The organism is Pantoea sp. X-Soil-YNGN-775, assembly GCF_059730575.1.
In genome coordinates this window covers 569,496-593,242 of the sequence record NZ_AP035945.1, presented here as the reverse complement: position 1 = coordinate 593,242, position 23,747 = coordinate 569,496, and the positions used below count along the sequence as shown (strand labels likewise).

Annotated in this window: 21 protein-coding genes and 2 pseudogenes; 17 read left to right on the top strand and 6 right to left on the bottom strand. The window is 56.5% G+C overall.

Features of this window, described 5'->3' with window-relative positions:
- The first annotated feature begins 11 nt into the window (after window positions 1–11).
- Window positions 12–1,025 (top strand): glycosyltransferase family 32 protein, encoded by a 1,014-nt coding sequence (locus AC6I8I_RS02640; protein ID WP_497828300.1) that lies wholly within the window; start codon window positions 12–14, stop codon window positions 1,023–1,025.
- On the opposite strand, the gene AC6I8I_RS02635 is transcribed toward AC6I8I_RS02640, so the two are convergent.
- Complete coding sequence (locus AC6I8I_RS02635) at window positions 1,002–1,919, bottom strand: LysR family transcriptional regulator (protein WP_497828635.1); 918 nt, start codon at window positions 1,917–1,919, stop codon at window positions 1,002–1,004. The two genes, AC6I8I_RS02640 and AC6I8I_RS02635, sit on opposite strands and share 24 nt — an antisense overlap.
- 112 nt (window positions 1,920–2,031) lie before the next feature.
- Between AC6I8I_RS02635 and AC6I8I_RS02630 the strand changes: the two genes are divergently transcribed.
- The 3 genes from AC6I8I_RS02630 (at window position 2,032) to AC6I8I_RS02620 (ending at window position 6,023) form a co-directional block, all read left to right on the top strand.
- Complete coding sequence (locus tag AC6I8I_RS02630) at window positions 2,032–2,421, top strand: tautomerase family protein (RefSeq protein ID WP_312057233.1); 390 nt, start codon at window positions 2,032–2,034, stop codon at window positions 2,419–2,421.
- Between the two features lie 223 nt (window positions 2,422–2,644).
- Entirely contained in the window at window positions 2,645–4,936 is a 2,292-nt protein-coding gene (gene opgB, locus AC6I8I_RS02625; RefSeq protein WP_069728472.1) for a phosphatidylglycerol--membrane-oligosaccharide glycerophosphotransferase, read from the top strand.
- A 229-nt stretch (window positions 4,937–5,165) separates the two neighbouring features.
- On the top strand, window positions 5,166–6,023 hold the full coding sequence (locus tag AC6I8I_RS02620) for a tropomyosin (RefSeq protein WP_497828299.1): 858 nt from the start codon (window positions 5,166–5,168) through the stop codon (window positions 6,021–6,023).
- Window positions 6,024–6,038: 15 nt separating this feature from the next.
- Here AC6I8I_RS02620 and AC6I8I_RS02615 read toward each other — a convergent pair whose 3' ends face one another.
- Window positions 6,039–6,752 (bottom strand): GNAT family N-acetyltransferase, encoded by a 714-nt coding sequence (locus AC6I8I_RS02615; protein WP_312759727.1) that lies wholly within the window; start codon window positions 6,750–6,752, stop codon window positions 6,039–6,041.
- A gap of 100 nt (window positions 6,753–6,852) precedes the next feature.
- On the opposite strand from AC6I8I_RS02615, the gene pdxR reads away from it, so the two are divergent.
- The gene (gene pdxR / locus AC6I8I_RS02610; RefSeq protein ID WP_497828298.1) at window positions 6,853–8,301 is read left to right on the top strand and encodes a MocR-like pyridoxine biosynthesis transcription factor PdxR; all 1,449 of its coding nucleotides are present in this window, start codon (window positions 6,853–6,855) and stop codon (window positions 8,299–8,301) included.
- Here pdxR and AC6I8I_RS02605 read toward each other — a convergent pair.
- A complete protein-coding gene (locus AC6I8I_RS02605; RefSeq protein ID WP_497828297.1) occupies window positions 8,298–9,392 on the bottom strand; it encodes a LacI family DNA-binding transcriptional regulator in 1,095 nt (364 codons plus the stop codon). The two genes, pdxR and AC6I8I_RS02605, sit on opposite strands and share 4 nt — an antisense overlap.
- Window positions 9,393–9,621: 229 nt before the next feature.
- Here AC6I8I_RS02605 and AC6I8I_RS02600 point away from each other — a divergent pair, with 229 nt between their 5' ends.
- The 4 genes from AC6I8I_RS02600 to AC6I8I_RS02585 all read left to right on the top strand — a co-directional run bounded on the left by AC6I8I_RS02600 (window position 9,622) and on the right by AC6I8I_RS02585 (window position 13,182).
- A complete protein-coding gene (locus AC6I8I_RS02600; protein ID WP_497828634.1) occupies window positions 9,622–10,434 on the top strand; it encodes an ABC transporter substrate-binding protein in 813 nt (270 codons plus the stop codon).
- Between the two features lie 61 nt (window positions 10,435–10,495).
- Entirely contained in the window at window positions 10,496–11,302 is an 807-nt protein-coding gene (locus tag AC6I8I_RS02595) for an amino acid ABC transporter permease (RefSeq protein WP_497828296.1), read from the top strand.
- Entirely contained in the window at window positions 11,295–12,050 is a 756-nt protein-coding gene (locus AC6I8I_RS02590) for an amino acid ABC transporter ATP-binding protein (protein WP_069728477.1), read from the top strand. Before AC6I8I_RS02595 ends, AC6I8I_RS02590 begins: the two co-directional genes overlap by 8 nt.
- A gap of 19 nt (window positions 12,051–12,069) precedes the next feature.
- A complete protein-coding gene (locus tag AC6I8I_RS02585) occupies window positions 12,070–13,182 on the top strand; it encodes an NAD(P)/FAD-dependent oxidoreductase (protein WP_312057207.1) in 1,113 nt (370 codons plus the stop codon).
- A 622-nt stretch (window positions 13,183–13,804) separates the two neighbouring features.
- Here the strand turns inward: AC6I8I_RS02585 and AC6I8I_RS02580 are convergent.
- Entirely contained in the window at window positions 13,805–14,344 is a 540-nt protein-coding gene (locus tag AC6I8I_RS02580) for an RcnB family protein (protein ID WP_497828295.1), read from the bottom strand.
- A gap of 131 nt (window positions 14,345–14,475) precedes the next feature.
- Window positions 14,476–14,751, bottom strand: a pseudogene (locus AC6I8I_RS02575) (serine hydrolase domain-containing protein); the annotation flags it as partial.
- 436 nt (window positions 14,752–15,187) lie between these two features.
- On the opposite strand from AC6I8I_RS02575, the gene AC6I8I_RS02570 reads away from it, so the two are divergent.
- From AC6I8I_RS02570 to AC6I8I_RS02535, 8 genes and pseudogenes are all read left to right on the top strand, one after another.
- Complete coding sequence (locus AC6I8I_RS02570) at window positions 15,188–15,856, top strand: YecA/YgfB family protein (RefSeq protein WP_312055207.1); 669 nt, start codon at window positions 15,188–15,190, stop codon at window positions 15,854–15,856.
- A gap of 223 nt (window positions 15,857–16,079) precedes the next feature.
- Window positions 16,080–17,051, top strand: a complete 972-nt coding sequence (locus AC6I8I_RS02565) for a hypothetical protein (RefSeq protein ID WP_312055208.1) — start codon at window positions 16,080–16,082, stop codon at window positions 17,049–17,051.
- 113 nt (window positions 17,052–17,164) lie between these two features.
- Window positions 17,165–17,368: pseudogene (gene uhpT / locus AC6I8I_RS02560) on the top strand (hexose-6-phosphate:phosphate antiporter); the annotation flags it as partial.
- 386 nt (window positions 17,369–17,754) lie between these two features.
- A complete protein-coding gene (locus AC6I8I_RS02555; RefSeq protein ID WP_244175125.1) occupies window positions 17,755–18,996 on the top strand; it encodes an MFS transporter in 1,242 nt (413 codons plus the stop codon).
- A 17-nt stretch (window positions 18,997–19,013) separates the two neighbouring features.
- Window positions 19,014–20,177, top strand: a complete 1,164-nt coding sequence (locus AC6I8I_RS02550) for a mandelate racemase/muconate lactonizing enzyme family protein (RefSeq protein ID WP_312055209.1) — start codon at window positions 19,014–19,016, stop codon at window positions 20,175–20,177.
- Window positions 20,171–21,067: a dihydrodipicolinate synthase family protein gene (locus tag AC6I8I_RS02545; protein ID WP_497828294.1), complete on the top strand. Its 897-nt coding sequence runs from the start codon at window positions 20,171–20,173 to the stop codon at window positions 21,065–21,067. Before AC6I8I_RS02550 ends, AC6I8I_RS02545 begins: the two co-directional genes overlap by 7 nt.
- Window positions 21,064–21,957: a 2-dehydro-3-deoxygalactonokinase gene (locus AC6I8I_RS02540; protein WP_497828293.1), complete on the top strand. Its 894-nt coding sequence runs from the start codon at window positions 21,064–21,066 to the stop codon at window positions 21,955–21,957. Before AC6I8I_RS02545 ends, AC6I8I_RS02540 begins: the two co-directional genes overlap by 4 nt.
- Window positions 21,947–22,531, top strand: a complete 585-nt coding sequence (locus tag AC6I8I_RS02535; RefSeq protein WP_497828292.1) for a beta/alpha barrel domain-containing protein — start codon at window positions 21,947–21,949, stop codon at window positions 22,529–22,531. Before AC6I8I_RS02540 ends, AC6I8I_RS02535 begins: the two co-directional genes overlap by 11 nt.
- Here AC6I8I_RS02535 and AC6I8I_RS02530 read toward each other — a convergent pair.
- A complete protein-coding gene (locus AC6I8I_RS02530; protein WP_279810109.1) occupies window positions 22,520–23,215 on the bottom strand; it encodes a helix-turn-helix domain-containing protein in 696 nt (231 codons plus the stop codon). The genes AC6I8I_RS02535 and AC6I8I_RS02530 overlap by 12 nt on opposite strands.
- Between the last annotated feature and the right edge of the window lie 532 nt (window positions 23,216–23,747).

The window sequence follows — 23,747 nt, the reverse complement described above, 5'->3', positions numbered from 1 at the left end:
ACAGGTGCACCATGACTTTACATCGCCAACGACCTGCGCATAAGATCTGGCGTAACTGGAAAAGAATATCTTTCAGTAGCCAGATGTTATGGAATAAAAAACGACACAGCGTCTTTAGCGCACCGGAATATGATCCGGGGCAGGAAGAGAATGTGGTGTTGATATCGCAGCAGAAAAGCTTGCCGGAAATTCCGAAGATTGTCTGGATGTACTGGCATAACGATCAGCTGCCCACCTCAATGGTGCTGAATATCAGTAAAATCCGGCGGGATAATCCCGATCACCAGGTTTATCTGATTACTCAGCACACCCTGTCGCAGTGGCTGCCCGATCTTGACTTTATCTCTTCCGATCTGACGCTGGCGCATAAAAGTGAAATCATTCGTCTCGAACTGATTCACCGTTACGGCGGCATCGGCATAGATTGCAGTACCCTGTTATTTGAAGATCTCGCCTGGGTCCATCGCGTGCATCAGGAGCGGTCGATGGATCTAATCGGCTACTACCGCGAACAATCGACCCTGAATTTCCTCGCGCCGGTGATCGAAAGCTGGTTTGTCGCCGCTGCGCCGCAAAATCCGTTTATCCGCGAGTGGCTGAAACAGCTGGCGCCGGTGAAAAACGTCGGCGTTCAGAACTATTTTCAGGAGCTGAAAAAGCGCGATGATTTCCCGATGATCGTGCAGAACATTGACAATCCGTCACGCCAGCTGCTGTCACTGGCCCAACAGGTGGCGATGCGCGAATACCGGCGGGCCAATCTCTTCCTGCGTAAAGGGGAGGCTAACGCCTACTTCTATCAGCGCCTGCACGCCGACAGCAGCAGCGCCTTCGCCCATTCGGTGCTGTTTCAGCAACGGCCGCAAACGCCGCCGCCGATCATCAAGTTAACCGGAAACGAACGGCTGCATCTCGACTTTAACCTGCGGCTCGGTTTGTACAATCGCCGCAGCCTGATGGGTGAGATGATGCAGCAGACTGCACCAACGCTGGCACTGCCGCTAACCGTCAAAGCGCGCGCGTAGCCAGTGGGCGAAGGTGGTGACCGCGCGCGGCACCTGCGCCGCCCAGGGACGGACAATCCACAGGTGGGCGGCGAACGCGTCGACCGCCTGCCATTCAGACAGCACCTGTTGCAGTGAACCAGACTTCAGCGCCGCTCTGGCGCTGAAGTCCGGCAGCATCGCAATACCTAATCCCTGCAGCGCCGCATCGCGGATCGACTCACTGTTATTCGTGGCAAAACAGCCCTGAATCCGCACCTGGATGCGCTCATTATCGCCGGCGATCACAAAGCTCCAGCGCGGTGATTCCGCCCCGCGTGGATAGTAAAGGCAGTTATGCCGGGCCAGATCCTGCGGCATCAGCGGCGTACCCTGCGCCGCCAGATAGTCCGGTGACGCCACCAGCAGGGTGCGCGTCTCACACAGCGGCAACGCCACATGGGTTTCCGGCAGCGTGTCACTGTGGCGTATCGCCAGATCAAACCCTTCACTGCTGAGCGACACGATGCGGTCCGTTACGTCGAGCTGCAGGCGAACCTGCGGATAGTCACGCAGAAACTCACCAATGATTGGCACCAGCTGCTGACGGGCAAACGCCACCGGCGCGGTAATGCGCACCCGTCCCCGGACCGGACCGGCTGTATCACGCACGCTGAAAAAGCTCTGTTCGATGCGGGCAAACGGCTCGCGCAACTCCTCCACCAGCTTTTCACCCGCCGGGGTCAGACGCACGCTGCGGGTGGTGCGCTGTACCAGCAGCACGCCCGCCATCTGCTCCAGCTCTTTGATTTTCTGACTCATCGCCGCTTTGCTGACGTCAAGCCGCTCTGCGGCCCGGGTAAAACTGCCCTGCTCAGCCAGCACCGTCAGCCAGTGCAGGTGATCCCACAGCGCGTCGGTCTTCATCTCTTTCATCATAATTGTTCAATATAGTGAATAATCAGTTCAGGCTACGCGCTTTTTCGCGGCGGATAAAGCAGTCACTATGGACACAACAGATGATCACACTCACCGCGAGGACAAGCCGATGCCACTGCTGCAATTTGATGTTATTCAGGGTCGTTCAGAATCCGAACTGCGTACGCTGCTGGATGCAGCACACCGGGCCGTGCTCACCGCATTTCAGGTGCCGGAACGCGATCGTTACCAGATTGTTCAGGAAAACAAGCGCTACCAGATGGTGTTTCAGGATACCGGGCTGGGATTCAGCCGCAGCGATAATCTGGTGATGGTGCGGGTCTACACCAGCCCGCGCAGCAGCGAACAGAAACAGCGCTTCATGGCGGAGCTGGCGCGTGAGCTGCGCGAAAGCTGTGGCGTGCAGGGCAACGATTTAATGATCAGCTTTATCACCAATGACAAAGGCGACTGGAGCTTTGCTGATGGTGAGGCGCAATACCTGACCGGCAAACTCTGAAATTACAGTCTGCTCTGCTGTGCTGACGGTGTGCGCCAGCCGCCGTCAGGCCTGATAAACTCCCCTCTGATGCTCTCTGTCACCAATATGATCCTCACCGCACAAATCTGGCTGGATGTGTTGCAGCCGGGTTACAGCCAATATAGATTGTCGAAAAACCCTCCCCCCGCAGGTGGCCGGCAGTCTGAAGCGCCGCGTACTCATATCAACAGAGGATTTGCCGTTGTCCGAATTAGCGTCACTTGGGCTGTTTCTGGCCGCTATTGCTATCTATTCCTGTAAAGCCGGGCGCAACAAATTTTGGTTCTTTGTGGTGTTAATCCTGCTGGTGTTGTTTGTGGTGCTGAATGCAACGCTCTACGCCAGCAACTACTTCACCGGCGACGGCATCAACGATGCGGTGCTCTATACCCTGACCAACAGCCTGACCGGTGCCGGTATCAGTAAATATGTGGTGCCGGGCATAGGGCTGATCATCGTGCTGTTTCTGCTGTTCTGCCTGCTGTCGTGGATACTGCGGCGGCGTGAGCGGCCACATCATATCGGCTGGTCGCTGCTGGCGGCGGCCTGCGCGCTGGGTTCAGTGCAGACCACACCTGCGTTTCGTCAGGTGGCGTCCCTGATTGTGTCGCACACCCAGTTGGCCGATTCCGACTTCGATGCGTTCTACAAAGTGCCACGTAACCGCATTGCGCAGCCGCACCTCAACGTGGTCTATATCTACGGCGAAAGCCTGGAGCGCACCTATTTTGATCAGCACGCTTTTCCCGGCCTGGCACCGGAGCTCAGCCGCCTGAAAGAGCAAAGCATCGACTTCAGCCAGACTGAGCAGCTGCCGGGCACCGATTACACTATCGCTGGCATGGTCGCCTCAATGTGCGGCATTCCGCTGTTTGCGCCGTTTGACGGCAATGCCTCAGCCTCGCTCTCCAGCTTCTATCCGCAAAACGTCTGTCTGGGCGACATCCTGAAAAACTCCGGCTACGACAACTGGTTTATTCAGGGCGCTGATCTGCGCTTCGCCGGCAAAGATGTGTTCCTGAAATCACACGGCTTTGATCCGGCCAACCTTTACGGCGCGCAGGAGCTGAAAAGCCGCGTTGCCGATCCGACCTATCGCAACAACTGGGGTTATTACGACGATACGGTGATGGATGAGGTGTTTGAAAAATATCAGGAACTGTCAAAAGCCAACAAACCGTTTGCGCTGTTCACCCTGACGGTCGATACCCATCATCCCGATGGCTTTATCTCCCGCAGCTGTGAACGCAAGAGCTACAGCTTTGATGGCAAACCAAACCAGTCATTTAGCGCGGTGGCCTGTTCGCAGGAGCACGTCGCGCGCCTGATTGACCGGATTAAAGCCTCACCGTGGTTTAAACAGACGGTGATTGTGGTGACCTCCGATCATCTGGCGATGAATAACACCGCCCACCAGTACCTGATTAAGCAGCCACGCCACGATCTTTTTATGGTGATCCGCGGCGATAAACCGCAGGCAGAAGTGATTGATGCGCGCCGCAGCACACTGGATAACGGCGCGACGCTGCTGGATATTCTCGGCGGTGACAACGCGATTGGTCTGGGCCGCAGCAGCCTGAGCAGCGTTTCGCTATCGACGCAGTTTGAAGATATGAAAAGTAAGGTGATGAGCTGGAAGCCGGATATTATCCAGCTGTGGAATTTCCCGAAGATGATGGACAGCTTTACCGTCGATCAGGTGAAAAATACCTTTAGCTTCTCGGGTACCACCTTCCGGTTACCGATTCTGTTCCGCATCAGTGATAAGCATGTTGAGCCGATGCCGGAAGGGGAATATTCGGCACCGCTGCGCTATCAGCTGGCCGATTTCACCTCGACCGATAAGTTTCTGTGGGTCGATCGCTGTTTTAAAATGGCGCGACTCTGGCAGCCGTCGCTGGCGCTGTCCGGCGATCTCTGTGTGGCAATGGGCCAGCTCGGCGCAACGCCTGCGGTAACGCATATCGATCAGCCACAGTGGAAAGGTAAAGTGAAATTCCCGACCACACCGACCAGCGATGCGGCTTATCAGCGCAATCTGGCGCAGATCCGCATCGAAGATAACGACATTCGCTACAGCGCCGACAGCTTCCGGCTCGACGTGCCTGGCGCACCGCAGAGCATCAAGCGTTTTAGCGGCATTTCCCGACCGGAAAGCTGGGGTCGCTGGTCTAACGCTAATCTCGCGCCGGAAGTGAAGATAGAGTACGTCGATCCGCTACCGCCGAAGTTTGACCTGGTGATTACCGCTCGCGCTTATGGAGCTAACGTCCACCGCCAGATCCCGGTGCGGGTTGGCGATCAGCAGCAACTGCTGTCGCTGGGTGAAACCTTCTCTACCCATACGCTGCATTTTGACAACCCGACCGCCACGCACCAACTGACCATTGCGCCGCCGGAACCGCAGCTGAGTAATATCGGCAATATCACCGGTCAGGATCCACGTAAACTGGGCATCGGCATGGTGGAAATCAAGATCGTACCTCAGCCGTAACGCCTGCTTTTCTCTTCTCCTCTGCGGATTCACGCAGAGGAGATCTTCCCGCATCAGACGCCGAAGGCTGCGAGACCGCTCGCAATCTACTGCGCGTTACTTGTTGAACTAATTGATATTTTTCTGAAAGGCGCGCAAAGTACAACCGGCTTAGTGGTCCCCTTTGTGTGATCTGTCATCCTCTCGCTATCGCCGTATTGCCGGGAGAGAGGCAGACATGACAAGCACCATGATGAAGACCCACCAGGCCTTTAAAGCCCTGCAGCGGGCAGGGATCGATGAGCAGCAAGCGGAGGCGATGGTGGAGATCTTTACGGATATGCAGCAGGGAAAACCGGACCAGCCAGACGATAAGCAACTCAGCCGGGTTGAACAAAAAGTCGACCGGGTCGATGAGCGCGTCGGCCACGTTGAGCAAAAAGTCGATCAGGTCGAACAAAAAGTTGAACTGATCGATGAGCACGTTGGCAATGTTGAACGCAAAGTCGATCAGGTCGACCGAAAAGTTGAACAGACAGATGAGCGCGTTAGCAATGTTGAACGCAAAGTTGATCAGGTCGACCGAAAAGTTGAACAGATAGATGAGCGCGTTGGCAATGTTGAACGCAAAGTCGATCAGGTTGACCGAAAAGTCGAACAAATCGATGAGCGGGTTGGCAATGTTGAACGCAAAGTCGATCAGGTTGACCGAAAAGTTGAACAGATAGATGAGCGACTCGGCAATGTTGAACGCAAAGTCGATCAGGTTGACCGAAAAGTTGACCTGATGGATGAGCGACTTGGCAATGTGGAACGCAAAGTTGACCAGATCGATGAGCGACTCGGCAATGTGGAACGCAAAGTTGACCAGATCGATGAGCGTCTGGGGCACGTTGAAAGAAAAGTCGATAAGCTGGGTATCCGGCTTAACCAGGTTGAAATCAAAGTCGATAAGCTCGAGGCTGGCCTGATCAGCTTAACCCGAACGGTCGAGAATCTCAGAGATGAAGTGATGACAGTGAAAAACGACATGCGCTGGATTAAGCGACTGTTAATGGTGATGACCACCACCCTACTGGTGGCGGCCGTGAAAACCCTGTTTATCTGAATAAGCAGCGACCGGTCAGGGCAGCTCGCGCAATGTTTCCAGCTTTTCGCGCTGCTGGCCATCGGCAGTAAAGTTGTCGCTGGCCAGCCAGCGCTGCAGGCCCTTTTTCACCTGCGGCCATTCGCCATCAATGATCGACAGCCAGCTGGTATCGCGACTGCGGCCTTTGTAAACAATCGCCTGTCGGAAATCGCCTTCGTAGCGGAAACCAAGACGCTCTGCCGCCCGGCGTGATGGCGCGTTGCAGCTATCACACTTCCACTCATAGCGGCGATAACCCAGCGTCTCAAAGGCGTAACGCATCAGCAGGAAATGGGCTTCCGTCGCCATGCGGGTCCGCTTCAGATGAGGTGAAAACGCCACATGTCCAACTTCGATCACGCCATGTTCCGGCTGAATTCGCATCAACGCCAGGCTGCCTGCCGCCTGCCCGCTGGCAAGATCGATGACCGCAAAGTGCAGCGGGTCACGACTGGACTCCAGCTGCACCGCATGATCCTGCCACACCTGCCGGTTATCAAACGGCCCGACAAACATATAGGTCCAGTCGCGCCCATCTTGCGCCGCTGCGTAGGCATCGAACAGCGCCTCGCCATGGCGCGCCATGCTGAACGGCTCAAGCCGGCAAACTTCGCCAGTGAAAACCTGCGGCTGCGGAAAAGGACGGGGTTGCCAGTCCGGTAAATCGACCCCGACCGGCTGACCATACTGATTAGTGTGTTGTGACATATCGCCTCCAGGCTTCAGATGATGCCTGCAGATTGCCACTATCATGGTGGGTTAAAAAGTACCACAATGTTTGAAAATGATAGATCCACGGGAGCGCGCTATGAAGCCGGAGAGCCATCCTTTACTGCTGGCACCGTTAACGCCAGCCGCCGGAACCACGCTGCAGCAGCAGCTTTACCAGCGGATTAAACAGGGCATTTTGCAGGGCCAGCTGGCTGCCGGCGCGATGTTACCTGCCACCCGGCAACTGGCCGCTGAGCTACAGGTTTCACGTAATACGGTGCTTAACGTCTGGACTCAACTGCAGGCGGAGGGCTATCTGATGAGCGATCGACAGGGTAGCCGCGTCAGCCTGCTGGCGCTACCGACAGCCCGGCCAGATGACAACGGGTTGGCTCACTGGCCGCTGGCAAAACGGCTTGATGCCCTTCAGCTCAGCCAGCGTTTCGATACCGGAACGCTGCCGCTGCGCCCCGGCATTCCGGCGCTGAACCATTTTCCGTTAGCAGCCTGGCGTCGGGCGCTTAATCATGTGCTGAACCACACGCCACCGCGCCAGTTGGGTTATGGCGACCCGCTGGGGGATCCTGAACTGCGTGCCGCACTGGCGCAGCAGTTGCGTATCACGCGCGGTGTTCGGTGTGACGCCGGACAGATTGTGATTACCGAAGGAGCGCAGCAGGCGCTGATGCTGTGCGTCACTTTGCTGAGCGATCCGGGTGACCACGGCTGGATTGAAGATCCGGGCTATCGTGGGGCCAAAGCGGCCATGCAAGCCGGCGATCTGCGCGTGGTTCCGATTCCCATCGATCAGCAGGGCCTGGCTCCGCAGCCGCAACACTGGCAACAGTCCCCACCGCGCCTGATCTACACCACGCCAACCCATCAGTATCCGACTGGCGCGGTGATGAGCGCAGCCCGGCGGCTGGCGCTGATTTCGGCGGCGCAGCAGCAGCAGGCGTGGATCATCGAAGATGATTATGATGGCGACTTCCGGCACCACGGCGAGCCGATTGCCGCCATGCAGGGAATGACCGATAACGCGCCGGTGATCTATCTCGGCTCCTTCAGCAAGACGCTGTTCCCTGCCTTGCGTATCGGCTTTATGGTGCTGCCCGCGCCGCTGGTCAGCAATCTGCGACCGGCGCTGCATCAGCTGCTACGCGGCGGTAATCCGCTGGAGCAGCAGGCGCTGGCACGCTTTATTCTCTGCGGCGATTACAGCCGGCATTTGAGTAAAATGCGCCGTCTCTATCGTCAGCGTCAGGCCCTGCTGCGCAGTGAACTGCAGCAGGCCGCGGGCCAGCCGCTGCCCTTACTGGGCGGCGACAGCGGAATGCATCTGGTGCTGCCGATTGAGGCGCTTCAGGACGACGTGGCGATAGCCAACAGGCTGATTCAGGCTGGCTACGCGCCTGCGGCACTCTCGACCTTTTATCTGACTGAACCGGCACAGCGCGGCCTGGTGATTGGCTATGGCAACAGCAGCAGCACGCAGATCACCGCGGCGGTGCGACAGTTGCGCCGGGTGGTGGGCTGGCCGGATTAGCGTCTGGCGCGTGGCTTACTGTCGCTGGCTGGCGCAGCAATCGATTCCCGCAGCACCAGCCGGGCATCAAAGCGCGGCATCGGACCGGCCGCTTCGCCACGAATTTCGGCAATCAGTCGGCGTGCCGCTTCACGCCCCATCTGGTACACCGGTTGCGCCACTACCGTCAGCGGCGGCGTCACAATCTCGCTCCACGGAAAGTTGTCATACATCACAAAGGAGAGATCCGCCGGGATGCGCAGCCCGCGCTGCGTCACTTCACGCAGCAGCCACATCGCTACTACACTGTCAGAGGCCACCAGCGCACTGGGTGGCTGCGGGCGCTGCCACAGCTCAGCCACGATGCGGGCGATCTGCGCTTCATCCAGCGCATTCACTTTTACCAGCGCCGGATCAAATTCCACTCCCGCCGCGGCAAACGCCTGCATCATGCCACCAACGCGCTGGGCAACCGGCGTCAGGCCAAAATCAGCTGGCGCACGGTAGTCGCCGGCCAGCGCCATGCTGGTAACATAGGCGATATGACGGTGGCCAGCCTGCAGTAACCGGCTGGTGGCATCAGCCGCCACAGCGGTAAATTCACAGCAGATCGCTTCGACATCCAGGCCAGTAACTGCACGATCGAACAGTTTCAGCGCCCGACCCTCTTCCAGCACCTGCAGCAGATGGCTGTTTTGATCGCGCTCTGAACAACTGGGGGCCACGATAATGCCGTCGACCCGCTTCTCCAGCATCACCCGCACCGCATCCTGTTCAGCCGGCAGCTTTTCGTCGCTGTTGCTGAGCAGCAGATGGTAACCGGCGGTACGCGCCACATCCGCCATGCCGCGCAGGGCGAGGCCGAAGTGGGGATTTTCAATATCCCCGACAATCACACCGATGGTGTTAGAGCGCCCGGTATTCATGCTGCGCGCCAGTTCATTCGGACGGTAGCCCAGTGCGGCAGCGGCGCTGTTTACCCGCGCCTGCACCTCACCACTGACCGCGCCATAGCCCCCAAGCGCTCGCGCCGCCTGGGCCTTGGAAACCTTTGCCGCGCGCGCCACATCCGCCACGGTGGGTGCTTTAGAACGTAATTTCTTGCTGGTCATAATTATTTTGAATCACAGGTTGATGACAGGAAGATTGACGCCGAAAAAAGGCTGTGCTTAAACTCATTGTAACCCCTTGAGACCGGTCTCACAACGCCCACGTCCACAAGGTGTCACTTCCGTTGAGACCGGTCTCAAAAATAATCACCGGCTCAACAGTCTCTGATGTTTAAACCTGCAAAACGGATGAGCTATGAAATCGCAAACCCAATCGGGCAAACGGCCCGGCATGCTGTTCGGCACCGTGTTCAACAAGACGTTCAGCACCCTGCTCGCACTCTGTGCACTTTCGTTCTCTACGCTGGCTGCCAGCGATGACAATCCCTACGGCCTGATCGAACCGGGCCAGCTACGCGTCGTCAGCGTCGGCGATTCCAGACCCTATACCTTCACCGATGCCAGCGGTCAGTTCACCGGCTTTGACGTCGAATTCTTTAAAAATGTCGCCCATCGCATGGGAATCGATAAGGTCGATTTTGTCGGTCAGGACTTCTCCGCCATCATGCCGGCGGTCGCCAACGGTCAGTATGATGCGGCGGTCGCGGCGATCGGCATCACCCCGGCACGTGAAAAAACCGTCGATTTCTCTACTGGCTATCTGGCGGGTTTTCTCACCGTGCTGACCCGCAGCGACAGCGGCGTGAAGAATGTCGCCAGTCTGGCAAAACGGCGGCTTGGCGTCGTTCAGGGCACGCTGCAGGAGAACTACGCGGTGGAACACTTCACCCAGACCGACATCGTGCGCTTCCCTGATAACAACAGCGCGGTCTCGGCGCTCAATAATGGCACGCTCGACGCCATCTTCCTCGACTATGAGGCCGCCAAAAGCTACGCCGAACGCTTCAAGCTGGTCTCTGCTGCCGATATCCCCTCTTTTGATGCCCCGGCCGGTATCGCCATCGCCAAAGGCAAACCCGCCTTTAAGGCCGCACTGGACAGCGCCATTAAAGCGGCGATGCAGGACGGCACCTGGCAGCGGCTCTATCAGAAGTGGTTTCCCGGCTCGCCAATGCCCAAACAGTATCTGCCTGGCGGTCAGTAAAGCGGCGGACGTTCGCGTCCTGAGTTAACCGGGGAATGCCCCGCACTGCATGGAGACGGCGATGGACTTGCTCACGATTATTTCCCGCACCTTCTTTGATTTTTCCTCAATGAGGGAAGTGCTGCCGCAGATGCTGACCACCGGGCTGGTGAACACGGTGATTATCTCGCTGGCGGCCACCCTGACTGGCACGCTGTTTGGCCTGCTGCTGGCGCTGATGGGCATTTCGCCCTCGCGCTGGCTGCGCCTGCCCGCCCGGCTGTATACCGATCTGTTTCGCGGTCTGCCGTCGATTCTGACCATCCTGCTGATTGGTCAGGGCCTGGCGCGATTCAGCTATCAGCTGTTCGGTCCGACGCCCTACCCGCTGGGGATCTTCGCCCTCAGCCTGATTGCCAGCGCCTACATGGGCGAGATTTTCCGCGCCGGCATTCAGAGCGTTGAACGCGGCCAGATGGAAGCCTGTCGCGCGCTGGGGATGAGCTATGGCCGGGCGATGCGGCTGGTGGTGATCCCGCAGGGGATCCGCCGGGTGCTGCCCGCCATCGTCAATCAGTTCATCGCCATCATTAAAGACTCGTCGCTGGTCTACCTGCTGGGGCTGATGACCCACCAGCGTGAGCTGTTTCGCGTCGGCCAGGATGCGGCGGTGCTGACCGGCAATCTGTCGCCGCTGATGCTGGCCGGGCTGTTCTATCTGATCATCACCGTGCCGCTGACCCACATGGTCAACTACGTGGATGTGCGTTACCGCACCGGCCGCCGTCGCCTGACCACGCCGCAAAGTGGTTTAAAAGAGGTGGAGGAAGTCAGACGGCCCAACGGCGCGCTGGCCACTCACCCGCTGACCGGAGGCAACCATGAATAACCGCACAACCAGCGCCAGCTGGCACGGAGCCAGCCTGGAGCTGCGCGATCTGACCCTCGCCTATGGCCCGATTGAGGTGCTGCGTAACGTCTCGCTGCGGGTCGCGCCCGGCAGCACCACCTGCATTATCGGGCCATCCGGCTCGGGTAAATCGACCCTGCTGCGCGGCATTAACCGGCTGCATGAACCGAAATCGGGCGATGTGCTGCTGGCCGACCGCTCGGTGCTACGCGACAAACCGGACGCACTGCGACTGCGGATTGGCATGGTGTTTCAGCATTTCAATCTGTTTCCCGATCACAGCGCGCTGGAGAACGTGGCGCTGGCCCCGTGGCGCGTTAAAGGCTTGCCCAAAGCGCAGGCGATGGCGATTGCCCGTCAGCGGCTGGAAGAGGTTGGTCTGGGACCGCGCGCCGATCACCGGCCACGCGATCTCTCCGGCGGCCAGCAGCAGCGGGTGGCGATTGCCCGCGCGCTGGCGATGGATCCGGAGGTGATGCTGTTTGATGAGGCGACCTCGGCGCTCGATCCCGAACTGGTGAAAGGCGTGCTGACGCTGATGGCCGATCTCTGTCGTCGCGGCATGACGATGGTGGTGGTGACGCATGAAATGGGCTTTGCCCGCAAAGTGGCGGATCAGGTGGTGTTTATGGACGAAGGCGAGATTGTTGAAGCCGGGCCGCCAGCCGCTATTTTCGATGCGCCGCAGTCGCCGCGCCTGCAACGTTTTCTCTCTGAAGTGCTGTAACTGAGTAAGGAACCTGATAATGGCGGTAAAAACTGAAATGAAAGTGGTGGTGCTGGGCGGTGGCGTGCTGGGCGTATCAACGGCGCTGGAGCTGGCGAAACGCGGGGCAGCGGTAACCTTAGTGACCGAAGCCGCGCTCTGCTCCGGTGCCTCCGGACGCTCACTGTCGTGGCTCAACTCAGCGGGCGAGCGGTCGAAACCTTATCATGCGCTACGCATGGCCGGCATCGATCGCTATCGAACCCTGTTTGCCCGCCATCCGACACTCGACTGGCTGCGGTTTGACGGCGGGATCTGCTGGTCGGATAACGACGTTGCCACAACGGAGGCGCGTCACGCCTATGAAAAAGCCCACGGCTACGATTCTCAGCTGATCACGGCTGAAAACGTGGCGCAGGCGGATTCAGCGGTCGATCCCGATGCGCTGGCGGCCCAGGCAATATTTAATCCTGGTGAAGGCTGGGTCAGCCTGCCGCATCTGGTGGATTATCTGGTCAATCAGTTCCGCGCGCTGGGCGGCGAAGTGGTAGAGCACGCCGGAAAAGCCAGCGTGATCACCGATCGGGGCCGGGCCTGCGGCATTCGTAGTGATAAAGGCGAGCTGCACGCCGATGCGGTGCTGGTTGCCTGCGGCCCCTGGACGCCGGATGTGGTGGCACCGCTCGGTGTGACTATCCCTAACGGTTCGCCGGTTTCGATGCTGGTGATCACCGAACCGGCCACCCAGCCGTTGAAAGCGGTGCTGAACACCCCGCGCGCCGCGGTTCGCCCCAATCCCGGCAACCGTTTTGCGCTCGATCACGACTGGTATGAAGCTGATATCGAGCCGCTGGCCGACGGGGAATACCGGATTGATCAGCAGGTGGTGGCGCAGCTGGCGCAGGAAGCCAGCCGGTTACTGCGTGGCGATCGGCCGCTCAAAGCTGAGAGCTGGAAGATTGGCCTGAAGCCGATTCCGGGCGATGGCGATCCGGTGCTGGGTGAACTGCAAACGGTGCCGGGCTGTTACGTGGCGTTCAGCCACTCCGGAGCCACGCTGGCGCTGATTGTCGGGGAATTACTGGCGGACGAGATGGTCAGCGGCGAAAAACATCCAATGCTGGCAAGCTTTGGTGCTGAGCGTTTCAGCTAAAAAAAGCCGGTCGTGCTGACCGTAATGCCAGTCAGTTAAGCAGCAGGTGATAACGCAGTCTGGTGCCGCTCAGGGGCTGGCGGTCCTCGCGCCGCTGCGCGGTTCCTTCACTTCATTCGCCTGCCTGACGGACCGCCGGGGATGGCACATCCTGTGCAGCCCCGCCTTTCGCCCGCGTCCTGCGGGCTCTCCTGGCAGACTCATTCTGTTCAGCGCTGCGGATTGCCTGCCCCTGCCCGGCACCGGCCTGTTCTGAAACTTCAGTGTGTATTGTTAAAAAAGGGCACGAGAGTGGAGGCCTGAGCGTCTCTGCTGCTGAAAGGGCTATCCACAGCGCTGAGGCGTGACGGTGAGCCAGAAGTCCACGCCGGGAAGCGTGGGCAGTTCGGGGCCGGCCAGGGAGGGCCGATCCCCGAACGGTTCGTCGGCACGACGTCAAAGCCGAAGGTACCGCGCGAGCGGCGCGAGGACGGCCCGGCAGCAGCAGAGGTGCGCTGGCCCGCACTGCGGCTCGCTCGCCCGGGAAAAAAGCTGCCACGTTTGACCGTGACAGCCTTTTACAAATCTAATCTTAACTGACCAGCATTAGGTCGTGCTGACCGGCTATTTTTTTCCGCTTATTTTAACCGCGGAAGAAGATGTCACCCGATTTACCCATGACGATTTTGCCGGTGTCATTGGTGATCAGGATGTAATTGGCGTTGATATAGGCCCAGTGGGTATTCTCCTGCGGCGCAGGCAGATTACGTTTTTGCCACTCAACGATGGTGTAGGTTTTATCAGTGTACTTCTCTGGCACCGTGTCGCCGACTTTGTACTGTTTGTAGTCGATGATAATGGTATTGAGATCGTAGTTCGGCTGACCGCCCGTCGACGGCGACGGCGTGGTCGGCGTAATGCCATCGTTCGATTGTGAGCTGGACGGCGCCTCAGTCTGCGCGGCACCGGCATCCCGCTGAGTGTTAGCCGCGCCAGGCTGCGACTGGGCGTCAGGCTGCGACTGGGCGTCAGGCTGCGACTGGGCGTCAGGATTGGCAGGCTGAATCTGTGGCGGCGGCGGAACGGTATCCGTTGCTTCACCGGCGGCTTGCACAGCAGGGATCAGGCTCAGCGAGCCAACCAGTAATCCCATTGAGAAAAGTACACGTTGAGTCCTGCGCATAATGATTTCCACGTTAAATTGATTTTAGTGACGGTAGACAGGCTAAAGACAATCTTTATAGCGATACAGTTCCCCTCGCGTCAAAGCTAAGTGTAAGTAAAGACGACGCTATTGGTTTCACCACGCACCGGTTACTGTCCGACCACTCTATCCTGAGTTGCCGGATCGACCAACACCGCAATGCCTGAATAGTTGCTCCAGTTAAAGGCGTTTTGCAGCACCACCATCGCATTGCCACGGGCTTTATCGTAGCCGATAAAGCTGGCATAGCCGCCAATGTAGCCGACCTGATAGGTTATTTGCTCTCCCGCGACCGGATCGGTAACCCAGGCGACATTCTGTGTCTGGCTTCCCTGTTGATACCACGCCTGGTTCACCGCAGCAAAGGCCTGATCCAGCGATCGATCGCCGACCGGGGCCGGGGTCTGCGACAGAGTGCCGCAGCCGGTGAGGCTCAGGATGATGACAGGCCACAGCCGGGCTATGATTCTGAGTCCGCCTGAGGCGCGGCGGTGGAGATCCCGCCAGGTGCGTAGCGTCCTCAACCGGCCGGTGAAAAAACCTGTTCTCATTTTTTATTATAACAATCAGGTAATTAAGTTCATTGATGATGTAACAGACCCGCTGTCGCGCAAAAAGGTATCACCAGGCGACAGTCAGCTATAGCGCGCTGAACCGACTAAAAGGGGTGCCACCGGCGGAATGAGGGCCACAGCGCTGGTCACGGAAACCGCCTGCTCCGCCTGAGGTTAGCTGTGTTGCGGCGCGCAAGGGTGTACACTGCTGCGGCTTTATGGCTTGAACGCCGTGCTCACATTTTTGAAATGCCCGGGAGGCAACCGCATGAAAGAAGGCCCACTGTCCGAGAAAGAGCTGCAATGGCTGGAAGATATGCTGGAAAAATATGGCAGCGAAGCATCGATTCTGGATGTCTCCGAGCTGGACGGTCTGCTGACCGCCGTGCTGTCCGGACCGACCACCGTCGAACCGAGCAAATGGCTGGTGGCGCTGTGGGGCGGCGAGAAGCAGATCCCAAAATGGAGCAACGAACGTGAAATGACGCGTTTTATGGAGCTCTGTTTTCAGCACATGAATGATGTGGCTGACCGGCTGTCTGAATTCCCTGAGCAGTTCGAACCGCTGTTTGGCATCCGTGAGATGGAAGGTCTGGAATTTACCGTGGTTGAAGAGTGGTGCTTCGGCTACATGCGCGGCGTGTCGCTGACCGACTGGTCTGCCCTGCCGCAGGATCTGCAACCGGCGCTGGACGCCATCGCCTTACACGGCGTGGAAGAGAACCTCGAAAAACTGGATGCGATGACGCCGGACGAGATGGAAGCCAGCATTGAGGCAATCCGCCCTGCTGCGCTGGCGCTGCACGATCACTGGATCTCCCAGCCTGAAGCGGTGCCGGAGCCGCAGAAGCCGATCTCGGTTGAAAAGCTGCCAGGACGTAACGATCCCTGCCCGTGCGGCAGCGGTAAAAAATATAAGCAGTGCTGTCTGCATTAATAGTTCCAGGGCTGCGATAAGCGGCCCTTAACTGCTTAAAGCTGATGACGGCTGATTCGCTGCATTACGTTTTTATTACTATATTCTTACTCATCGGGCTTCACTTATCCTGCTGAATAACTGATATCCTCCGTCAAAAGATAATGAATTTTATCACTACCCCGTTTTCATCGTGCATTCTATAGAATATTATCTACCAGGGTTAAATTAACAGGGAAGTAATATGCCATTTTTGCGAGAACTAAAGCGAGTCACCCAGCAATACAGATTAGATCTGATTATCTTCTTTACTTTAGTCACTATCATAGGATCTTCCGGTCTTGAAAAAAACCTTAAGGAACTAGTGGGTTCAGCAGGCTTGATAATTATCATTTCATCGGTGATTTTTCTGCCTCACAGAGCATTAGCAATATTTCATACCTTTATTTTTAAATATGAGAATCGCACTCTGAAGAAAGTCGCCGGTACACTGTCGTTACTCTCGTGGTTAGTATTTGGGTTAACTTATATAGTGCTGCCGCTGGGCTTCGTTTTTACCGGCAGGTTTCTGTTTCTTACCTTCATTTTATTAACGCTTGCGGGCGGCATTCTGACTTTTTATGATTTAGAGAAAAATGGAAATCTTTCATTTCGAAAAATCAGGCTGACGCTCTGGTTTTTCTTACCGCTTTGTTTTATCTTAACTAATGCACTGGCATCGAGCTACTTTACCCAATTCAGCGCACTGAGTATTTCCTCTGTACCTTATACAGAATTCATCTGGAAGTTTGTTTTTTCAATTATGGCACTGGCATTGCTGCTCCAGCCGGTAAGCTACCTGATATTCATTACTCAGGCTGATAAAACCGAAGGTTATCAGACCGCAACGTTAATCGCTTTCTTCCTGGCTGTCTCACTGGTGCTTTTCGCGATTCCACATTGGGGAGCAAATATTCTCTCATCAGTTTTAGATCACGCAACCCGATTTGAATGGCGTGATGAGGCGAAGTGTGGAAAATTAATAATAAAAAGGGAGGATGAGCGGTACTTTGGCTTCAATAGCGACAAATACACGCTCTATTTCTCCAACCCTGGCTACTGGGGATTTTACGAATTAAATTGTACTAAAGATGAATATAATAACGACACGTTTCGTCTGACAGCCGTAGATATCGAAACCCGAAAACCCTGGTTTAAAAAAGATAGCATGCGTTAAGGACGTTTAGCTCGCTAAAAACGTGGCTGCCGGCCTATCGCGTTAAGCTCTCTAAGCAGGATAATGGGTGACTTTTCAGCGGGTGATTCCGCCAGACTGTTCAGCAACCTATTCTGATTGGCGACAGCTTCGCCAAACCCGGTCTGGGCATGATCGCCGACGGCACGCTGATTTTCGGTCTGACCGGCTGGGCTGGCACCTTTGCCGCGCTGGACGCCGCCGCTATCGCCTGTATCAGCCTGATGGCGATGGTGGCGGTAATGGAAGAGCGCAAAATCCGCCGCGAGAAACGGCTGCAGCGGCTGAAGATGGCGTGATGTCAGGTAATTGAAAAGTGGCCGCTGACATTGAATCGCAACGGCCAGCGTGGCGGAGAAAAGAGTCCTCTGCTGCGCTGGCCGCTTCTTTCATTAACAGGTTAGTTAACCGGGCTGAAGCCGGGCAGATACCCGCATTTAACCGGCCCACTGTTCATTGCTTCACTATGTGAAGCAAAAAAACGATTCAATCTTTGCTCCATCTCACGCAATCCTCGCCCGTTCCAGCATGCTCCGCCTAAAGCTCATACGCTCATTCCCACAGCCACCCGATGTGGTCATCGTTATTACCTTCAGGAGAGCGTATGGATCATTCAGCCCGCCAGTACGGTATTGAGGTCGCGCCGACGACAGTTAAACGTTCGCCCAGACGCACCGCCAAAATTATGATGTCTGCCGGGATAGGTCACTTTATCGAGTGGTTTGACTTTGGCTTGTACGGCACCCTGGCGGCCATTATCGCCAGCAACTTTTTTGTCAGCGCCGATCCGGCGACCGCGCTGTTAAAGTCTTTCGCCGTGTTCGGTTCCGGCTTTCTTATGCGTCCATTGGGCGGGCTGTTCTTTGGCTCAATGGGCGATCGTCTGGGCCGGCGCAAAGTGCTGGTCACGGTGATTGTGATTACCTCACTCTCAACCTTTGTGATGGGGATTTTGCCGACCTGGCACCAGGCAGGCATTATCGCTCCTATCCTGCTGGTGATAACCCGACTGGTGCAGGGCTTTGCTGCGGGCGGTGAAAGTTCCGGCGTCATCACTTACCTGGCCGAAAGCGCCGAACCGAACCGGCGGGCTACGCTCACCTGCTGGAGCGAAAACTTCAGCTTTATGGCCTTCGTGTGTGGCTCGGGGCTGGTACTGCTGCTGACCCATACGTTAGGCGACGCCGCAATGAACGACTGGGGATGGCGTATTCCCTTTCTGCTTGCCGCCCCGCTCGGCCTGGGTGGGCTGTACATGCGTCGCAATATGGAAGACTCGGCTGCGTTTCATAAACTGCAGGCCAGCGGAAAGATCGAGAAATCGCCGCTGCGCAAAACGCTCAGCTCATCCGGTCGCGCCCTGCTTTTCTGCGTTGGCTTTGTGGTGGTTAAAGCGGTCAGCAGCTGGGTGCTGCAATCCTTTATGCCGGGCTACCTCTCCACCCACCTGCATTACAGCCGCACCGACTCTTATCTCATCACCACGCTGGGATTGCTCAGTGTCGCTGTCTGTATGCCGCTTACCGGCTATCTTTCCGATCGCTGGGGACGCCGTCCGTTGATGCTGATGGGATGTGGCGGCTTCATCCTGCTGACCTATCCCGCCATGCTGCTGATGACGCAAGGCTCGGTGATGACGTCGATAGCGGCCATGAGCCTGCTGGGCGTATTTGTCGCCATGTTTAACGGCGGCTGCGGCGCAGCGATGGTGGAGCTGTTCCCCACTGCGATTCGCTACGGCGGCATTGCCGTCGCCTACAACCTGACGGTGGCGGTGTTTGGCGGCGTAACGCCTCTGGCCTCAGCCAGCCTGATTGCCTGGACCGGCGATCCGCTCTCTCCCGCCTGGTACGTGATGATCACTGCCCTCGTCTCTTTTATTGCGGTGTGGTTCGCCAAAGAGACCGCCGGCAAAATCCTTGATTAATCTGAACCGGAGTTAATATGCAAATCAGTCAGGTTGAGTGCTTTCCGCTGAAAATTGCCGCTGACCAGATCTATCTGGGCGGCAACGCCACTGGCGATGAAGCGGATTATTATTATCGCCCTGAATACCGCTGCGTCTATTCCCGCAAAATGGAAACCTGCCTGGTAAAGATTACCACCCGCGACGGCCACGTCGGCTGGGGCGAGGCGCTGGCACCGGTGGTGCCGCAGGTGATTGCTGAACTGATCAATCAGCTGTTCAGGCCGTTAATTATTGGTCGTTCGCCGTTCGATAGCGCCGTGCTGAATTCACGGATGTACGATGCGATGCGCGATCGCGGCCATATCACTGGCTACCATATTGATGCGCTGGCCGCCGTGGATATCGCACTGTGGGATCTTAAAGGCCAGATCCTCAATTTGCCGGTGTATCAACTGCTCGGGGGAGCCTACCGCGAGACCATTCCTTGCTATGTCTCCGGCTTGCCGGAACCGGATCTGGAATCCCGCGCGGTGCTGGCCAGACGCTGGCAGGAAAAGGGGTTCAGCGCCTTTAAGCTGGCATTGGGTTATGGCGTCAGCGAAGACATCCACAATGTAAAAGTTATCCGTGACGCGCTCGGCCCGGAAGCACAGCTGTTCGTTGATGCCCACTGGAATTACAGCGTTACCGAAGCGAGTGAGCTCGCACAGCGCCTGCATGCGCTTGGTGTTGGCTTCCTTGAAGCGCCGCTGCTGCCAGAAGATGTTGCCGGTCATCGTGAACTGCGCGCCAAAAGCCCGATAGCCATTGCGCTGGGTGAAACGGAACGCACCCGCTACCAGTTTAAGCCGCTGATTGAGCAACGCGCCGCAGACATCCTGCAACCTGATGTTGGCCGTACCGGTATCAGTGAACTGATGCATATCGCCGCGCTGGCGGAAACCTGGAACCTGCGTGTAGCACCTCATCTGAGCGTGGGTCAGGGGCCGTGTATCGCCGCCTCAATCCATGCCGCTGCCGCTATTCCTAATCTGTTCATGCTTGAGTTCCAGCCTCCGGTTTTCAATGTGGCTAATCAGTTACTTAAACAGCCGCTGGTCTGTGAACAAGGCGCATATCAGTTACCACAGGGCGCCGGACTGGGGATTGAAATCGATGAAGATGGTCTGCGCAAACATCTGACGGAGGCAACATGCTAAAAGGTAACGTACCTATTCTGGCCACCGCGTTTACTGAACAAGGCGAGCTGGATCTTGCCTCGGTTGAACGGCTGGTCCGCTTTCTGTTGCAGCAGGGTGTTGATGGCCTGGCGCTGTTTGGTAACGCCTCTGAAGGCTATGCCCTGACCCAGGATGAGAAGCAGGCGCTTTTTTACTGCGTCAAAAAACAGGTCGGCGATTTGCCGCTGGTGGCGGCGGCGGGCGGTGCCTCTTCAGCCGTCGCGATTGATGAGATCAACCGGGTACAGCGTTGGGGTGCCGATATCGCCATGGTTAATCCACCCGCCGTGGTTAAACCCGGTCCGGAAGAACTCTACCGCTTCTGGCGGGATATCAGTCAGGCGTGCAGCATTGATATCATGATTCAGGATGCGCCCCTGATGACCGGCGTGACCATGCCGGTGACAACGCTGGTCGGTGTTTGCAATGATTTCCCGACCATCAAGTACATCAAAGTTGAGCAGCCGCCGACGACGCTAAAAATCAGCGCACTGAAACAGGCATTAGGCGATCGGGTCGGCCTGTTTGGCGGACTGAATGCCGGCTTTCTGTTTGAAGAGCTCTGCCGGGGAATAACCGGCACGATGCCGGCCTGCGAATTCCCGGACGTGATTAATACCATTCTTCACTGCTGGCATCAGGATCGAAAAGCCGCCCAGAACCATTTTTACCGTTACCTGCCCTTTCTTCGCTACGGTGTCCAGCCCGGTATCGGCGTAGCTATTCATAAAACCGTGCTGCACCGGGCAGGGATTTTTAGCAGTGATTACGTCCGCGAACCGGCAAAAAGTCTGGATGAGATTACCCGTCAGGAGCTGAAAGAACTGACCGATGCGCTGCCGCTGGCGGTACTGGAGAGGCAGGCATGAACTATATCGCGGTCGACTGGGGCACCAGTAATTTTCGGGCGCTGAGCGTACGAGATGGCCGGGTTATCAAAACGGTCGAGGCGGACTGCGGCGTCGGTAAATGCCAGCGCGATGCGTTGCCGTTAATATTGCAGCAGCAGCTGTTACGGCTCAGCGAGGCTTACGATGAACAGCTGCCGGTTATATTGTGCGGCATGATTGGCAGCAATATCGGCCTCGCTGACGCGGGCTATCTCAGTTTACCGCTTAGCTTCAACGCGCTTTTCGGTAAAGGCCAGCCGCTGCCGGGGATCATCCCGAACCCGCTGAGTCTGCGCCCGGGTATCTGTGACCGACGGGTGAATGAAATCTGCCGCGGGGAAGAGATGCAGCTGGCCGGCGGGTTGATGCTTTCGGCTGCGCAGAACTTTGCCGCTGTCGGCACCCACAGCAAGTGGCTCCGAGTCGATCGTCATCAGCAGCAGGTGACCCGATTACAGACGCTGATGACCGGTGAGCTGTATGCGCTATTGCTTAACCACTCGGTGCTGGGCAAGGGATTGCCCGAGCAATGCTGGTCAGGTCAAGCATTTCTAAGCGGTATTGAAACGGCGCAGAGTATTCAGCATCAGCAAACCGATCTGGTTAGCGAGCTTTTCCGCTGTCGCGGGCGTTATATCCTTAAGGCCCTCGCGGCAGAGGCGGCTGCGGCATGGCTATCCGGGTTACTGATTGGCCATGAACTTTTATCCGGGGCGACTGACCCGGAGACGATCTGTTTTATCGGCAGTGAAAGCCTGTTAGCGCATTACCGGCTGGCCTGTGAGGCGCTAAATCAGCCGGCAGAATTTCTGCCGGCGGAAACCGCCTTAATAGCCGGACTGAATGAGGTATTCCGTCATGGCTATTAGCTCACAGGTTATCGCTATATTGCGCGGCATTCGTCCTGAAGAGGTTAATCAACATATCCGCTGCCTGCTGGATAATGACATCAGCCAGGTAGAAATCACCACTAACTCGCCTGACTGGCAATCCAGTATTCAGGGAGCGGTTAAGCACTTCGGTCCTCACCTGAATATTGGTGCAGGAACGGTGGTTACCAGCCGCCAGGTCGATGAAAGCCTTGCCGCCGGAGCCCGGTTTATTCTCACACCCAATCTTAATCCGCAGCTGATAGCCGAAGCGAAAAAGCAGGGATTAACGATTTATGCCGGAGTGTTTAGCGCCAGTGAAATTTTCCTTGCTGCCGGACTGGGCGTGGAGGTGATGAAAATATTTCCGGCCTGCTCATTGCCGGTTAATTATCCGCAACTGATCAAAGGCCCGCTTTCTCAGCCGGTACGGTTTTCAGCGGTCGGCGGGATAACGGTCGATAATGCGCCTGACTATCTGGTTCACTATGACAGCGTCGGGATAGGTTCGTCGTTGTACAGGCCCGGGCAGTCGGTTGCCGAAACGGCGAAGCGCTGTAAATTATTGATTTAACATAGTCAGTGGTTCGCCACTGATTTTTTTTGCGGCTGATATCAGGTACAAACTTAACATCTCAACGTCCATCTTTTCACTGTTGATATTGGATAAGGCGATGGCCGCTGGCATGCCGGGGATATTACATGCCAGTCGGTAATCATGCTGACCATAGGCTTTGGCGAACACCTGATGGCGGCGTGCCTGTTCGATATCGTTTTTCAGTAGCCGATAATCATGAATACCGATTTGGCTGATAATTTCCTCATTACTCATCGCTGATAATAATTTGATGCCAATCACCGAGTCATGCACCGGATAGGATTGATAATTCCCGATAGCACGGGCAATACTTTCTCCCCCGCGTGTATGGATGATATAGACCACATTGGTGCCGCTCAGGACGCCGATAACAATAGAAATAGCCGGGTTGCCGCTCTCTTCCAGAATGCCGATTACCGCATTATAAAACGCTGAATTATGGATAGCGTAGGCCGAGAGGCGATGGATACCGATGCCGAGGCTGTATTTGCGCCGCGCATCGCGATGCACCATATCCAGCGCCAGCAGCGTTTTCATCAGGCGCGTTATTTTGGCCGAGTCGAGCGCCAGTTCACGTCCCATTTCACGAATGCCCTGCGGCCGGGCCGCTGAAGCGAGCAGCTCCAGGCAGCGGAAAGCGTCATAGACGGTACTGTTCATGATGAACTCCGGGTGCGGGCGTGGGTCATGCCGTTATTCTCCAGCCTTTGCTGATGCAAGCAACCCGCAATGGTCAGATCTGGAACCTGTTTCAAAGGCTGAGAGGAATGGGCTTTTCAAAGCCGGTTCTGTGAGGAGCGGGTCAGCACCTGAATGATTGGTAAATCTGCTGCGGTTGAGAGATCAGCGTTTCCGCTGCTAATGAGTACAGGAAGTTCAGGACACCGAAATGAGTTAAACCGCCTACAACCCGCTGGAGCTGATACAATCGGCATACAGAGTGTCAGAGAACACGACCAGATATGCTTTTGTAACAGGCATTGGCCCTGCCAGATACACTATTATTGCTCCAGGCAGGCGGCTGAAAATGAAGTTGAGCGTGCTTCAAAACATGATCAACAGCAGAGCTTACAACCACATTCTGAATACGATGGAAGCAATATAAAAAGTAACGTCTTTGCTTAATTAAATCTTTTACCAATAGTAAAGTCGGGATTACGACGTTTTTCCCGGCATGAAATATTGATAGCAT